The organism is Aureimonas sp. AU40 (genome assembly GCF_001463785.1).
Taxonomy (GTDB): Bacteria; Pseudomonadota; Alphaproteobacteria; order Rhizobiales; family Rhizobiaceae; genus Aureimonas.
Genome location: NZ_BBWL01000001.1, coordinates 112,909 through 127,266 on the forward strand (window position 1 = coordinate 112,909; position 14,358 = coordinate 127,266).

Here is a 14,358-nt window from a genome sequence, read left to right on the forward strand (position 1 = left end):
TTGTCTTAAAGGCTGGCGGCGACGCGGAACAAGGTTGCCAGTGGCTTAACGCGGACAGATGGCGTCGCCCGCGCGAAACTCATGCCTCTTTACCGCAAAAAGCACAAGCTGGGTGCGGAATGGATTCCACGGTTGCGCTGCAGTGCCCACTCCAGCACAAAGGGCCCTATCTCGAGACCGGACGCGGGCCGGCGATCATCACCCGGAAGGAAAAGACATGAGCGCCTTCGACGTGCATCCCATCATCATTGCGGGCGGCGCGGGAACACGCCTTTGGCCGGTCTCCCGCGACACCATGCCCAAGCAGTTCGTGCCTCTGCTGGGTGACGGTCGCACGACCTTCGAGGAAACGATGCTGCGCGTCGTCGGCCCGCGCTTCGCCAAGCCGGTCGTTGTCACGCATTCCGACTTCCGCTTCACCGTGGCCGAGCAGCTCGCCCGCAACGGCATCGACGCCGACATCGTGCTCGAGCCAGAGCGCCGCGATTCCGCCATGGCCGTTGCCGTCGGTGCCGTGATCGCCAGCCGCCGGGACCCCGACGCGCTCTGCCTCGTGCTGGCCGCCGACCATGTGATCACCGACGGCGAAGCCTTCACGCGCGACTGCCTGACCGCCGCAGAGGCGGCGCGCGAGGGGCGCATCATGATGCTCGGCATCCATCCGAGCTGGCCCGCCACAGGCTATGGCTACATCGCGCCCGGCGCGCCGCTCGGCGGCAACGGCCGCCTGTTCGAGGTCGCCCGCTTCGCCGAGAAGCCCAATGCCGAGACGGCCGAGCGCTACATTACCGAGGGTTACAGCTGGAACAGCGGCAACTTCCTGTTCCCCGCCTCGCTGATGATCGCCGAACTGACGGCCAACGCACCCGAGACGCTGAAGGCGGCCGAGGAGTCGGTGGACGGCGCGCAGCGCGATCTCGACTTCCTGCGGCTCGACGCCGCGCGCTTCGCCAGCGCGCCGCGCATCTCGATCGACTATGCCGTGATGGAAAAGACCACGCGCGCCGGCGTGCTCCAGGCCTCGTTCGGCTGGTCCGACGTCGGCTCGTGGGACGCGCTCTACGACATCAAGACGGCGGATGCCGACCGCAACGTGCTGGAAGGGCCGGTCTCGGTTCTCGGCACCACGGGCAGCTTCGTGCGCTCCGACGAGGTGCTGACCACCGTGGTCGGCCTCGACAACGTCGTCGTCGTCTCGACCCCTGACGCGGTTCTGGTGGCCGCCAAGGACCGGGCGGGCGACGTCAAATCGCTGGTCGCACAGCTGCATGGCGAGGGCCGGCCCGAGGCCGGGCAGCACCACAAGATCCACCGCCCCTGGGGCTGGTACCAGCGTATCGACATCGGCGAGCGCTTCCAGGTCAAGCATATCTGCGTGAAGCCGGGCGGCATCCTCAGCCTTCAGCGTCACTACCACCGTGCCGAGCATTGGGTCGTCGTGCGCGGCACCGCCGAGGTGACGGTGGACGGCACGGTGAAGCTGTTCCACGAGAACGAGGCCGCCTATCTGCCGATCGGCTGCACCCATCGCCTGCACAATCCCGGCAAGATCGACCTGAAGCTCATCGAAGTGCAGGTCGGCTCCTATACCGGCGAGGACGACATCGTGCGCATCGAGGACATCTACGCCCGCAACTGAGCGGGCTGGACCCCTCGGCGCAAAAGCAAAGGGCCTCCCTCGGGAGGCCCTTTTTCGTATCGGGTGCCTGTTCGTCGGGGCGGGGGTCAGAGAGCGCGCGCCGCGCGCTCCAGCCCGTCCGCCACCAGGGCCTTGGCGGCCTCCGGCGTTTCGGCCTCGGCATAGCAGCGCAGCTCCGGCGCGTTGCCGGAGGCGCGGAAATGCATCGTGTTGCCGTTCGCGAGCGTGACATGCACACCGTCCAGCCGGTTCACCGCGCCGGGCGCGCCGAGCCCCTCGAAGAAGCTGGAACGGAACGTCTCGTCGTCGGCGAGGCGCGCGAGGAACGCGCCGCTCTTCTCGCTCGGCACGTTCTGGAGCCGGTGCGAGGCGGCGGGCTTGGCACCGATGCGCTCCACCAGAGCGGAGAGCGGCACGCCTTCCCGGCGGCTCGCGACCAGCGCGCAAAGAAGCGGCAGCAGCGCGTCGCGCGTCGGTAGGGCCGGGATGCGCCGCCCGTCCACCTCGGCATCCGTGCCCTGGATGAAGCCGCCATTGGCCTCGAAACCGGCGACGCCCTTGCGCCCTTCGGCGAGGGCCTGCTCGATGCCGGCGATGACATAAGGCGAGCCGACGCGGGTACGCAGCACCTTGTCCACCAGCCCCGAGCCCTCCAGCGCGGAGCCGGAGGTGACGGGCGTCACGATCGTGTCGAAGCCGAGATAGCCCGAAGCAATGAGGCCGAGAACGTCGCCTCGGATCACCTCGCCGCGCTCGTCCGCCATCAGCGGGCGGTCGGCGTCGCCGTCGGTGGAGAGGATCGCGTCGTATCCGTCCCGCCCGGCCTCACCGAGGATTGCGAGGTCTTCGGGCCGGTGTGCCTCGGTGTCCACCGGAATGAAGCTGTCGGCGCGCCCGAAGGGCACGGCCTCGCCGCCCAGGGCCTCGACCGCCTCGGCCAGGAGATCTCGCGCCACGGAGCTGTGCTGATAGATGCCGATGCGCGCGCCGCGCAGCGCTTCAGTGCCGAACGCGTCCACCGCGCGCCAGAGATAGAGCGCCCGCGCTTCCGACGTGGGCAGGCTGGCCGGGGGCGTTAGGCTTTCGGGCGCGACGGGGCCGATCGCTTCGAAGGCGGCGAGAATGTCGGCCTCGTCCTCCTTGGTGATCTCGCCTTTCAGCCCGTAGAACTTCAGCCCGTTGCGGTCCTCGGGGATATGGCTGCCGGTCACCATCACGGCGGGCAGGCCGAGACGGGCCGCTTCCAGCGCGAGGGCCGGCGTCGGCACGGCGCCGGCGTCGATCGGCTCGAAGCCCGCGTCGCGCGCGGCGGCCGCCGCAAGGCCAGCGATCTCGGGGCTGCTGGCGCGCAGGTCGCGGCCGATCAGGAGGCTCTTCGGCGCGCCGCGCTCGCTCATCACCCGCAGAAAAGCGAGCGTGTAGCGATAGCTCGGCTCGCCGAGGAGATCGGTGACGAGACCGCGCAAGCCGCTGGTTCCGAACTTCAAGCTCATGAAGACCTGTCCTGCCGTTGGTTGAGGAAAGAATGCCGGAAGCCGATGCGTCTGCGCCGGGGAAGGGGCGCGGGTCTGAGCTGTCAGCGCTCGCCAGGCGGAGGGAGCGGCGGCTCGTCGATCGGCTGGTAGGTGATGAAGAAGATCCAGATGCCGTAGGCCCCGATGCCAGCCGAGATCAGCGCCCATGTCTGGCTGCCGGCATAAAGCTCGACGCCCGCCCAGAGAAAGCAGACGGCCACCACGAGGACGCGCCGCCAGAGCGGACGAAAGAAGGGATGGTGCTGGTCCTTCATGGCAGGCCTTTCGCCCAAGTCCCGGGATCGGCCGCTCTTATAGCCGATCGCACGGGAAACACGACCGGCTTTCGCGCGGCGAACACGCTGAAGTTCCCTGTTCGCTCAGCCCTCCGCCCGAGAGCGGACGGAGGGCGCGGGGAGATCAGGTCGTGCGGCCAAGCGAGGGGGCGGGCCGGGGCTCGGCGGCGGGCCGCAGGGGAGGGGTGGCCGGTTTGGCGTCTAGCTTGGCCTGCCCGTCGCGCTTGGCGGGCGCGCTCGCTCCGCGCCACCATTCCAGAAACAGCGCCAGAGCGAAATGCATCGCGAGACCAATCGCGATCAGGGTCGTGTCGAACAGAAAGGCGGGTTCCCGGTCGAGGCGCAGCGCCTGCGCCAGGATCGACAGGATCGTGCCCGTGGCGAAGATCGGCAGCGAATGCCGCCCCACGAGGCAGAGCGGATTGTTCGCTCCGATCCGGCGGAACACCGAGCCATAGGGCGCGTGGACGAAGACATAGACCAGAGCCGCCAGATGCAGAAGGCGCGGCAGGGTCACGAAGGTCTTGTCGAAGCCGGTCATCAGGAACGGGCCGGGCACCATGGCGGACCAGTGCCAGAGCTGGAACTCCACGAACAGGAAGGACAGGAAGAGATAGACCAGAGCGATCGTGTAAAGCGCCGGATTGTAGGCGACGAGCGCGCGGCCGCCGGCCTTGGCGAGACCCGCCGCAAGCCCAATGGCGAAGATCAGCTGCCAGGCGAAGGGATTGAACTGCCAGCCGCCGGGATTGGGATGGTTGGGCAGGTTGAAGCCGGTCGTGCCCGCGATGGCCCAGAGCGTGGCCGAGACGATCAGCAGGCCGTAGAGCCCGACGCGGCGCCCGATGGCGAGCATGGCCGGCAGCATCAGAAGGATGACGCAGTACATCGGCAGGATGTTGAGATAGGCGAGCTGATGCATCAGGCTCGCGACGCCCGCCAGCGTCTCGATCGGCTGGGTCATGAAGTAGCCGATGCCGAGCTGCATGAGATAGCGCCCGTCGCCCGTGCCCATCGCCGCGAAGGCGAAGATCGAGACGGTGATCATCGTCAGCGTGATGTGGACGAGATAGAGCGTGCCCGCCCGGCGCAGCGCCTTGACGCTCGCGACCAGCGCTGAAGCCTGCAGGAAGGGCCGACCATAGGCGAAGGCGGAGGCGAAGCCCGCCAGAAAGACGAAAAGCTCGGCCGAGTCGGAAAAGCCGTAATTGCGCGAGGTCAGGTGTTCCCACATCACGCCGGGCACGTGATTGACGAAGATCGTCAGAAGGGCGAAGCCACGAAAGAAGTCGACGCGATTGTCGCGCGCCGAGCCCGGCGCGCCAACCCTGGCGGATGTCATGGTCAGTCGATCCACTCCTTGCGCGTTCGCGAATGCGGGGTTCGCCCGGTCCGGCCGAACGGTCGCCGACGGGCAGCGCGGCCGGATGGTTCTGCCGGTGCCCATGGGCATCTCGCAGCGCTATCCGTCCGCTCCCCGGCGAACCGTCATGGCCGAGCCCGGTCGAAACCGCGCAGGCGAACTTGGGGCCGACCCTTCCCGAGGGACGGCGCGTTCCTGCTCCCGACCGAGGGAGGTTCCACTCGATAGGAGAGATTTAGGACTAGAGCCCGCCGCCTGAACCCCTGCTGAACGTCTTTTCCGCCCCGAATGGGAGGCGGCCAAGCATTCGGCGGCGCGGGAGGGCAAGGAGGCTCGGGTTGCCGGGGCGCGAATGGGTGGCCCTCCACCCCGACGCAGAAGGCCGGCTGCGCGGGGAGCGCAACCGGCCTTGCGAGACGACGACGTATCCTGATGGGCGATCAGGCCGACACGAGCGTGGCGGGTCCTTGCGAGGGTGCCGCATCCTTGGAAGCGGGGAGGTCGCGCCCGATGCTCTCGTCGGTGAGGCGACGACGCCACTTCTCCGAGGCGCGGATCACAGGCTCGGGGTCGAGCTCGAAGGGCGTTGCGAAGACGCCGGACCGACGCACCGCGTCGCCCAGCGCCGGGTTGCCGGTGAGCGAGATGAAGACCGGCGCGATCAGAAGCGGGATCGCGATCGGGCAGACCCAGAAGAAGAGTTCGAACGCGTAGAAGAAGGTGAGGAACAGAAGGATCGCGCCGGCAATCACCATCCACCAGGAGGCCTGGAAGGCGGTCTTCAGCGGCAGACCCTCGTCGTCGCGATCAGTGGATGGCCAGCCGCTGTCAAGGCCGAGCAGGATCTCCGTCACTGCTTTGGACTGGAACATCATCATGATCGGCGCGAGCGCGCTGGTCAGCACCAGCTCGACGCCGCCGCCGATCAGCGTGGTGAGCGTGCCGCCGAAGGCGGTGGAGCGGCGCGTGAAGGCGGTGTAGCAGGCGATCAGCGTCTTGGGCAGCAGCAGCAGGAGCACGATGCCGAGCAGGAGCAGCAGCGCCTTGCCGGTTTCGGGCTGCGGAAAGACCGGGAAGAGCGAGTCGGCCGGGAAGTAGTTGGGCGCCGGGCTCAGAATCGGGTCGAGCAGGCTGACCACGAGGAAGAGCAGCCAGATCGGCGAGGCCGCATAGGCCATGATGCCGGAGATCATCGACACTCGGCTCCAGAGCCGCACATTGGGCGCGGGCACAAGGCGGCCGTGCTGCAGGTTGCCCTGGCACCAGCGGCGGTCGCGCTTGGCGTATTCGATCAGATTGGTCGGCGCTTCCTCGAACGAGCCCTGAAGGTCGGGATCGACGCGCACCTTGAAGCCCGAGCGCGCCAGAAGCGCGGCTTCCACGAAGTCGTGGGACAGGATGTGGCCGCCGAAGGGCGGCTTGCCCGAGAGGTTCGGCAGGCCGCAATGATCGGCGAAGGCACGGGTGCGGATAATGGCGTTGTGGCCCCAGAACGGCCCTTCGCGCCCCTGGAGCGAGGCGATGCCGCGCGAGAAGACGGGCGAGTAGAGCCCGGCCGAGAACTGCAGCGCGCGGCCGAAAATGGTGCGCCGGCCGATGATGAGCGGCTGCGTCTGCAGCAGCGCCAGCTCGGGATCGGCGTCCATGCGCGCGACCATCTCCAGCATGGTCTCGGGCCGCATCAGCGAGTCGGCATCCAGAATCAGCATGTAGTCGTAGGCGCCGCCGCAATTGGTGACGAAGTCGGCGATGTTGCCGGCCTTGCGGCCGACGTTCTTCTTGCGGTTGCGATAATAGAGATGGCCGCCGGCCTCCAGTGCCGCGGCGACCGAGAAGGTCGCGCGCCGCTCGGCCGCCACGGCCTCGGCCTTGGTGGAGTCGCTGAGGATGTGGACGTCGAAATGGTCGAGCCGGCGGATCGCCTGCAGGCCCTCGATCATGGCGGCGACGCGCGCCAGAACGGCGTCGGCGTCCTCGTTGTAGACCGGCATGAGAATGGCGGTGCGGCTTTGCGAGCGGCGCCCGTCGGGCGCGGCTGTCCAGCGCCGGCCGCGCCGGGAGAAGATGCCGACCACCGCCGTGTTGAAGCCCCAGGCGAGCCAGAGGCAGCACACGATCAGGAGCAGCACCTGCACCACATGCAGCCAGGTCGTGCCGTTCGCGGTGATGACCACGGCGAAGAGCACGCCCGCCACCACGGCGAGGAGAAGCGCGAAGAGCGCGAAGAACAGTCTACCCAATACGATCACGGATGCGCTCGCTCACAAGGATGTTTCGCGGGACGGGGACACCATCATTAGACCTTGACGGAATCATGGGAGCCAGGCCGGCCCGGCTCTGCTGCCCCGCCGATAGCACATCGGGCGAGGCCGCGCTGCGGCAACGAGGACGGCGGCCCGGGAGGCCGCCGCTGGATCGTCTAATGGCCTTCGCCGACGCCGTGCGTCAGGTGCTCGCGCAGGATCGGGCGCACCGGCATGGCGAGCGGCGAGCGCGGCTGGGGCAGCACCAGCTTGCGCAGGAAGGCGAGCGCCTTGCGCTTGCCCAGGCGCGCGGCCTCGATCACCACCTGCGGCTCCGGCCCGGTGCGCCCGTCGAAGGCGAGCCGCTCGGCGATCGCGGCCAGGACCTCCTCTTCCGACAGGTCCGGCCGGTTCACGAGATAGCCCACGGGCCTCGAATCGAAGAAGCGATCGGCCTCCGCCGTATTGGTGCGCACCGAGAGCGTCTTGTCGCGGCCGATCACGGGCGTCCCGTCCATTGATAGAGCCACGTCTCGGAGATGATGCGCTGGTTGAAGGAAAGCTTGGCGCGCAGCTCCACCGGGCTGGCGTTCAGCTTTTCCAGCTCGATCGACAAACGCCAGCCGCCGCCCGGCAGACGCGAGATGCCGCTATGCACGAGGCGTGCGCCGTCCGGCACGTCGATGATCGGCACGACGATCGCGTCGCCCGGCAGGTTCTCGGCCGTGCCGCCGGCGAAGTTGATCTCGAAGCGGCGAAGACCGGTGTCGGACGTGTCGGCCGCGTTGCCGCCGACGCCCGCGAAGGTTCCCGCCACGCTCGCCACATGGCTGCGCATCTCGTCGAGATAGCCCCAGTGCATGCGGTAGCGGAACTCGTATTGCGAGCCGGCCTTGGGCCGCTCCTCGGGAACCCAGAAGGCGACGATATTGTCGTTGGCTTCCGAATCGGTCGGGATTTCGACCAGTTGGATGATGCCCCGGCCCCAGTCTCCCAACGGCTCGATCAGGAGCGAGGGGCGCATCTCGTAATGGGCTTGGACGTCCTCGTAGTGCGAGAACTCGCGGTCGCGCTGCAGGAGGCCGAACATCTTGGGCGAGGTCTCGGCGAAGTAGGAGAGCGCGAGATCGTCCGGGTTCTTGAGCGGGCGCCACAGGCGCTCGCCGTTCGGGCGCTGGATGAACAGGCCGTCGCTGTCATGGACCTCGGGGCGGAAATCCTCGCGCGTGGCGTGGTCGTTCTCGCCGAAATAATACATCGAGGTCAGCGGCGCGACGCCCAGCCGCTCCACCTCGCCGCGGAAGAACAGGCGCGCCGTCACGTCGATGACGGTCTGCGGACCCGGCTTCAGCAGGAAGGCGTAAGCGCCGGTGAGGCTCGGCCCTTCAAGCTCGGCAAAGATTTGGACGGTTTCGTCGGCCGGCTGCGGCTTCACGATGTAGAAGGCGGTGAAGCGCGGGAATTCCTCGGCCGTCGTGGTCGCCGTGTTGATGGCGAGGCCGCGCGCCGAAAGGCCGTAGCGATTGTTCATGCCCAGCGCGCGGAAATAGGACGCGCCAAGGAAGGACACGAGCTCGTCGTAGAGATCGGGCCGGTCGAGCGGATAATTGAGGCGGAAGCCGGCGACGCCGGGAAGCTGGATGTTCTGGAAGACCGACGGATCGAGCGGCGCGAGGAACTCGAAATTGGCGCCCGAGAAGACCTGCGGCTGGAAATGCGCGCCGTCGCCCACGTAGATGCGGGTGATGGCCTTGTAGAGGAAGCCCGGGAAATAGGCCTGCATCTGGAAGTTCAGCGGCTCGTTCGCCCAGACCGTCTGGTCGCGGCGGTAGAGGATGCGCCGGTAATGGTCGTAGTCGAGATCCGTGATCGGCTGCGGCAGTTCATTCGGCGGCTCCTGATAGGGCTGGGCCGCGCGGTTGCGCAGCGCCGCCGACAGGGCGTCGAACGAGAAGGCATTGAGATCGACCGTCGTGGGCGGAGCGGCGGGCTGCGCGGGCGCGGCCTGCTGCGGTGCGGCAGGAGCCGGCTGCGGCTGCGGGTCCTGAGCTCGGGCCTCGGCCCAAAGCAGGGTGAACACACCGCCCAAGCCGTATTTCAACGCCGTGCGTCGGGAAAGATGCGAGGGTCTCGTCACGGGAATGGCGATCTTCTTCTCGTTGAGGGCGCGCGCGTTTGAGCATATGCGAAAAGGCTTGAATAGCCTAGCTTTCGCTCAACTCGCCAACAAGGTCACCAGCTTTAGCCGGCCACACGCGGCAGGATTTCCGCTTGCCGCTCGCCGTCGATGGGACGACGTGCCGCAACCCTGCCCGCTGACCCCAGCTTTTGGGCGGAAATGAGGACCGCCCCGCGAACCGGACCCACACCCCCACGCGCCGAGCTCGCGCGTCTAGCGAAGCCGGCGCAGGCGCGCGCTCAGGAGATGGTCGACCTGCTGGAGCGAGGCGAGAAGCCCCTGGCGCTCGGGTCCTTCCATGGAATTGCCGAGTTCGGTCTCGAGCCGCATCCAGAGCGTGCGCACGCGCTGCTTGGCCGCTTCCCCGGCCGGCGTCAGCGTCACCATGGTGCGCCGAGCGTCGCGGCTATTGGACTCGCGCAGGACGAGGCTCTTCTCGATCAGGCGATCGAGCATCTTGGAAACCGTGGAGGGCCGAACGGCCAGCTGTTCGGCCAGGGCCGAGACGCTGACGGACTCGCCAGGCGTCAGGCGAACCAGCAGCTGGTCCTGGCCGGGATGCAGATCAATCTGCGCCAGGAGAAGGGCGAGAAAGGCGCGCGTCGACTTGGAGATCGACAGGAGCGCCGTGACCAGTTGCGCTTCGTCGTCCACCGCATTCGAAGGAGGGGAAGAGGCCATCGTGTCCGGCACGCCCTGGCCCCGCAAACTGATACGCTCGTTCATGCGAAACGATATGCAAGAAGCCCTGACGTTTCGCATTTAAGTAATTATAAGCTGGCTGACGACCGAGGCGATAAAGTGGCCTTGTTTGATCGAGCGTTCAGCCCCATGGGGCGCTGTGGGGCTTCAAGCCTCTGAGACCTCTCGAAAAATCCGCAAAAACGGGGTCAAGCCCTCTGATCCGACGTGGAATCGACCCGTTTCCGACCAATCAATGTCCTGAAGTTGGCCAGTATCCGGCTGCCCTGCGGGGTCAGGACCGATTCGGGATGGAATTGGATTCCCCAGGTCGGATGGCCGAGATGTCGCAGGGCCATGATCTCGCCCTCCGGCGACCACGCGACCGCGCGAAGGCTCCGCTCCATCTCCGCCGTCGAGCGCACGATCAACGAATGGTAGCGCCCGGCCTCCATCGGATCGGGCAAGCCGGCAAACAGGGCGTCGCCCTCGTGGCGAAGCGGCGAGGCCATGCCGTGCATCGGGCGGAGAGCCGGGCCGACCACGCCGCCGAAGGCCGCGCCGATCACCTGATGCCCCAGGCACACGCCGAGCATCGGCACACGCCCCGAGAAGGCGTGGACGCAGGCGAGGCTGACGCCCGCTTCCGCCGGGCCGCAGGGGCCGGGAGACAGGACGATGGCATCGGGTGCCAGCGCCTCGATCTCGCCGAGCGTGATGCGGTCGCTGCGCACGCTGCGGACGCGAAGGTCGAAGCGTTCGAGATAGCGCGCGAGATTGGCGGCGAAGCTGTCGTAATTGTCGAGAAGCAGGATCACGGCGGGCTTCCGTCCCCCGGCTCATTGGCCGCCCCGGCCGCATAGGCGGCGAAGGCGTCGAGAATGCGCTGGGCCTTGGTCGCGGTTTCCCGGAACTCCGCTTCGCCTTCGGACAGGATCGTCACGCCCCCGCCCGCGCCGAAGCGCGCCCGGCCGGCTTCGAACTCCACGGTGCGGATGGCGATCGACAGATCGGCCGCTCCGTCGAAGCCGAGATGGGCGATGGCGCCGCAATAAAGGTCGCGCCTGCGCCCTTCGAGCTCGGTGATGATGTCGCAGGCGCGGATCTTGGGCGCGCCGGTGATGGAGCCGCCGGGAAAGCTGGCCCGTAGAAGCGATCCGATCCCCTCCTCGGGGCGCAGCCGGGCGCGAACCTCGGACACGAGATGGTGGACGCCTGCAAAGCTCTCCAACGCGCAAAGCGAGGGAACTTCTACGCTGTCGGGCTCCGCCACGCGCGACAGGTCGTTGCGCAAGAGATCGACGATCATGACGTTTTCCGCCCGGTCCTTGGCCGAGGCGAGCAGCGCTCTCGCCGCCTGAGTGTCCTCCTCGGAATCGGCCATCCGCCGCGCGGTGCCCTTGATGGGTCGCGTTTCCACATCGCGGCCGCGAAGGCGCAGGAACAGCTCGGGCGAGGCCGAGGCGACCACCCGGTCCTCCATGTCGAGATAAGCCGCGAAGGGCGCGGGGTTCACCCGGCGCAGGACGCGGTAGAAGCCGAACGGATCGAAACCTTCCGGCAGATCGGCCTCGAAGCGGCGCGCGACATTGGCTTGATAGATGTCGCCGGCGCGGATGAAGTCCCGCACCCGCTCCACCATCGCGGCATAGGTCTCCACCGTGCGATCGGAGCGCCAGACAAGGGCCTGCGCCGGCGCGGCCGGGTCCGGCGGGGGCGGGGTCGCGAGCGCCTTGCGGAGTTCACCGATCCGCCGCCTCGCCTGCGCCTCGCGCAAGGTGAGCGGCGAGGCGGCGTCGAGCTGGGCGGAAAAGCCGCTGGAGACGATCTCGCCGCGGCCTGTCTCGTGGTCGAAGACGAGGGCGGTATCGTAGAGACCGAGCGCGATCAGGGGTCTTGCGGGCTCGAAGTCCGGCGTCCGGCGCAGCTGCTCAGTGAAATGGCCGGCCTCGTAGCTGATGAAGCCGGCGAGGCCGGGGCCGAGCCGCGTCTCGTCGCCGCCCTCCACATGGTAGCGCGCCAGCACCTGGTCGATGGCCGCGAAGGGGCAGCCCGAGAAGTGCTCCGCCCCGAGGGTTGCGCCCTCGAGCGATGCGGTGAAGCCGGCAAAGGGCGCGGCCAGAACGGCCGAGCGCCGCCCGTTCGGCCCGCCGGGCGCGGCGCTGTCGAGAAAGGCGAGGCGGCCGAGCGGGCGCAGGCGCCGGGCGGCCTCCGCCGCATCGCATCCCTCGAACGCTTCGCGCCACATACCGGCCTGTTCCCCCTGCTCGTTGCCGCTCGCCCGCCTGCCCGAACGGCGGCGGGCTCAGCGTCTCGCCTCCCGATAGAATCTGGCGGCCGGCCTGTCGATCCGAAAGCAGACCTGCGAACCAGCGTCGCTGCCTTCAGTCTTCGATCAGGAAGATGTGCAGCGTCGCGGGGCCGTGGACACCGATCACCAGACTGCCCTCGATGTCGGTCGTGCCGCTCGGGCCGGTGACAATCACGAGATTGCGGCTGCGGGCGAGGTCGAAGCGCGCGAAGGCCTCTTCCAGATGCGGCACGATGTCGGACGCGCGCAGCGCGACGAGGTGATGCAGCGGCAGGAACGCGTCGAGGATCGCCATGTCCGCGCCGGAGCGGATCACGAGGCTCGCGGTTTCCGCGATGGCGCATTCGGCCATCGACAGGGCGACGCGATCGTCCACCTCCTCCGACAGCGCGACGCCGCTGTCCGCCCAGGAGAGGTTTTGCAGGGCGGGGAGCGGCTGGAGCTTCAGCGTCGGCTCGCGGCCCCGCCGCGCCAGATGCGCCGCCGCCGCGCCGGGCAGGGCCGCCAAGCCGGCGACGCGTTCCGACGAGGCGCCGGGCGGCAGCCGTGTCACCGCCGCCTCGAACAGCGAAACGAGATCGCCTTCGGGCAGGCGCGGGCGCACGCGCTCCGGCTCGGCCAGCAGCGCGTCGGCCTCGGCCTGGATCGCGGCAGCGGACTTGGCTGGGCCGAGCGCCCGGCCGATCGCCGAGAAAATGGCCTCCCGCGCGCTCATCGCCGCGCCGCCTTCTGTCGCGCGGCTTCGGCCTGTAGAAAGGTCGGGCCGGCGGGAGGCACCGGCATGTCGCGATGGCGCGTCCAGGCGCCGCCGACCAGCGGCAGCGAGGCGATGCGCCCGCGCGCGCCGCCCATGAGATGCAGCGCCCGCGCGGCAAGGCTCGTGGCCGGCCGGTAAAGCCGGGGATGCGTCGCCAGCCAGCGCCAGAGGCCGAGCCCGGCGCGCATGGTGCGCGGCTCCAGCCCTTCGCGCCAACTCGCCGTGCGCCAGCCCTTGAGCAGGGTCGGCAGCGGAATGTCCACCGGGCAGACCTCGCGGCAGCGCCCGTTCAGCGTGCAAGCATGGGCGAGGTCGCGCGTCTTGTGGGTCAGCCCGTCGAAGATCGGCGTCAGCACCGCGCCCATCGGGCCGGGATAGGTGCCGCCATAGGCGTGGCCGCCGATCTGGTTGAAGACGGGGCAATGGTTCATACAGGCGCCGCAGCGGATGCAGCGCAGCATGGCGCGCATCTCCTCGCCCGCCAGCATGCGCGTGCGCCCGTTGTCGACGAGCACGATGTGGAACTCCTCCGGCCCGTCGAGATCGCCCGCGCGCTTGGGGCCGGTGTGGAAGGTCGTGTACTGCGTCAGCGCCGCGCCCGTGGCCGAGCGCACGAGAAGCCGCAGCATCATCGCGGCATGGGCGGCGGAAGGAACGAGCTTTTCGATGCCGGCCGTCGCGATGTGGATGCGGGGCGGCGTCGTGGTCATCTCGGCATTGCCCTCGTTCGTCACGGTGCAGACGCTGCCCGTGTCGGCGATCAGGAAATTGGCGCCGGAAATGCCGATATCGGCGTCGAGAAACCGCTGCCGCAGGTGCCGGCGGGCGGAGGCCGCCATGGCCTCCGCCGTTTCCTCCCGGTGCGGGTCGGCATGGGCGGCGCGGAACAGCTCGGAAATCTGCTCGCGCGTCTTGTGCATGGCGGGCCAGATGATGTGGCTCGGCCGCTCGCCGGCGAGCTGCACGATATGCTCGGCGAGGTCGGTCTCGACCCGCTCGATGCCGGCCTCCTCCAAGGCGTGCGGCAGGCCGATCTCCTCGCCCAGCATGGACTTGGAGCGCGTCACGCTTTTCGCGCCCGCCTTGCGGCAGATGTCCACGACGATGCGGCAGGCCTCGTCCGAGGTCTCGGCATAATGAACCACCGCGCCGCTGGCCCGGGCATTGCGCTCGAACTCGGCGAGGTAATGACCGAGGTTCTGAACCACGTGATCCTTGATCGCCTTGCCGCGCTCGCGCGCCACCGCGAAGTCCGGCCATTGGCCGACGATCGCGGCCCGCTTGGTGCGCGCCGTGCCGGTGGTGCGGTCGATCGCCGTCTTCAGCCAGCGATCACCCAGCGCCCCATCGGCCCGGGCGAGGAAGTCCGGCATGG

12 protein-coding genes are annotated in these 14,358 nt (G+C 68.4%); 1 reads left to right on the top strand and 11 read right to left on the bottom strand.

All coding sequences use genetic code 11. The features are described 5' to 3' along the window. Window positions 1–217: 217 nt before the first annotated feature. Window positions 218–1,639, top strand: coding sequence for a mannose-1-phosphate guanylyltransferase/mannose-6-phosphate isomerase (locus AUL32_RS00520; RefSeq protein ID WP_062110960.1), 1,422 nt, complete (start codon window positions 218–220; stop codon window positions 1,637–1,639). A gap of 86 nt (window positions 1,640–1,725) precedes the next feature. On the opposite strand, the gene AUL32_RS00525 is transcribed toward AUL32_RS00520, so the two are convergent. The 11 genes from AUL32_RS00525 to AUL32_RS00575 all read right to left on the bottom strand — a co-directional run bounded on the left by AUL32_RS00525 (window position 1,726) and on the right by AUL32_RS00575 (window position 14,356). Continuing rightward, a complete protein-coding gene (locus tag AUL32_RS00525) occupies window positions 1,726–3,132 on the bottom strand; it encodes a phosphomannomutase (protein WP_061974024.1) in 1,407 nt (468 codons plus the stop codon). An 83-nt stretch (window positions 3,133–3,215) separates the two neighbouring features. After that, complete coding sequence (locus AUL32_RS00530; RefSeq protein WP_061974026.1) at window positions 3,216–3,428, bottom strand: hypothetical protein; 213 nt, start codon at window positions 3,426–3,428, stop codon at window positions 3,216–3,218. Between the two features lie 145 nt (window positions 3,429–3,573). After that, window positions 3,574–4,791, bottom strand: a complete 1,218-nt coding sequence (locus AUL32_RS00535; protein ID WP_244497564.1) for an OpgC family protein — start codon at window positions 4,789–4,791, stop codon at window positions 3,574–3,576. A 461-nt stretch (window positions 4,792–5,252) separates the two neighbouring features. Beyond that, the gene (mdoH, locus tag AUL32_RS00540; RefSeq protein WP_244497567.1) at window positions 5,253–7,061 is read right to left on the bottom strand and encodes a glucans biosynthesis glucosyltransferase MdoH; all 1,809 of its coding nucleotides are present in this window, start codon (window positions 7,059–7,061) and stop codon (window positions 5,253–5,255) included. Between the two features lie 170 nt (window positions 7,062–7,231). Continuing rightward, complete coding sequence (locus tag AUL32_RS00545; RefSeq protein WP_062110962.1) at window positions 7,232–7,573, bottom strand: hypothetical protein; 342 nt, start codon at window positions 7,571–7,573, stop codon at window positions 7,232–7,234. After that, window positions 7,555–9,192: a glucan biosynthesis protein gene (locus AUL32_RS00550; RefSeq protein ID WP_244497569.1), complete on the bottom strand. Its 1,638-nt coding sequence runs from the start codon at window positions 9,190–9,192 to the stop codon at window positions 7,555–7,557. The genes AUL32_RS00545 and AUL32_RS00550 overlap by 19 nt, the downstream gene beginning before the upstream one ends. A 255-nt stretch (window positions 9,193–9,447) precedes the next feature. After that, window positions 9,448–9,960 (bottom strand): MarR family winged helix-turn-helix transcriptional regulator, encoded by a 513-nt coding sequence (locus AUL32_RS00555; RefSeq protein WP_244497571.1) that lies wholly within the window; start codon window positions 9,958–9,960, stop codon window positions 9,448–9,450. A 164-nt stretch (window positions 9,961–10,124) separates the two neighbouring features. After that, on the bottom strand, window positions 10,125–10,733 hold the full coding sequence (locus AUL32_RS00560) for an anthranilate synthase component II (RefSeq protein WP_062110963.1): 609 nt from the start codon (window positions 10,731–10,733) through the stop codon (window positions 10,125–10,127). Continuing rightward, window positions 10,730–12,163, bottom strand: a complete 1,434-nt coding sequence (gene pabB / locus AUL32_RS00565) for an aminodeoxychorismate synthase component I (protein ID WP_062110964.1) — start codon at window positions 12,161–12,163, stop codon at window positions 10,730–10,732. The genes AUL32_RS00560 and pabB overlap by 4 nt, the downstream gene beginning before the upstream one ends. A gap of 136 nt (window positions 12,164–12,299) precedes the next feature. Further along, window positions 12,300–12,941 (bottom strand): LutC/YkgG family protein, encoded by a 642-nt coding sequence (locus AUL32_RS00570; protein WP_062110965.1) that lies wholly within the window; start codon window positions 12,939–12,941, stop codon window positions 12,300–12,302. Beyond that, window positions 12,938–14,356, bottom strand: coding sequence for a LutB/LldF family L-lactate oxidation iron-sulfur protein (locus tag AUL32_RS00575; RefSeq protein WP_062110996.1), 1,419 nt, complete (start codon window positions 14,354–14,356; stop codon window positions 12,938–12,940). Before AUL32_RS00575 ends, AUL32_RS00570 begins: the two co-directional genes overlap by 4 nt. Window positions 14,357–14,358 lie beyond the last annotated feature (2 nt).

Bases quoted from the DNA above. Each gene is read 5' to 3' on its own strand.
- AUL32_RS00520 (WP_062110960.1), top strand. From the start codon at position 218: ATGAGCGCCTTCGACGTGCATCCCATCATCATTGCGGGCGGCGCGGGA.
- AUL32_RS00525 (WP_061974024.1), bottom strand. From the start codon at position 3,132: ATGAGCTTGAAGTTCGGAACCAGCGGCTTGCGCGGTCTCGTCACCGAT.
- AUL32_RS00530 (WP_061974026.1), bottom strand. From the start codon at position 3,428: ATGAAGGACCAGCACCATCCCTTCTTTCGTCCGCTCTGGCGGCGCGTC.
- AUL32_RS00535 (WP_244497564.1), bottom strand. From the start codon at position 4,791: ATGACATCCGCCAGGGTTGGCGCGCCGGGCTCGGCGCGCGACAATCGC.
- AUL32_RS00545 (WP_062110962.1), bottom strand. From the start codon at position 7,573: ATGGACGGGACGCCCGTGATCGGCCGCGACAAGACGCTCTCGGTGCGC.
- AUL32_RS00555 (WP_244497571.1), bottom strand. From the start codon at position 9,960: ATGAACGAGCGTATCAGTTTGCGGGGCCAGGGCGTGCCGGACACGATG.
- pabB (WP_062110964.1), bottom strand. From the start codon at position 12,163: ATGTGGCGCGAAGCGTTCGAGGGATGCGATGCGGCGGAGGCCGCCCGG.
- AUL32_RS00570 (WP_062110965.1), bottom strand. From the start codon at position 12,941: ATGAGCGCGCGGGAGGCCATTTTCTCGGCGATCGGCCGGGCGCTCGGC.
- AUL32_RS00575 (WP_062110996.1), bottom strand. From the start codon at position 14,356: ATGCCGGACTTCCTCGCCCGGGCCGATGGGGCGCTGGGTGATCGCTGG.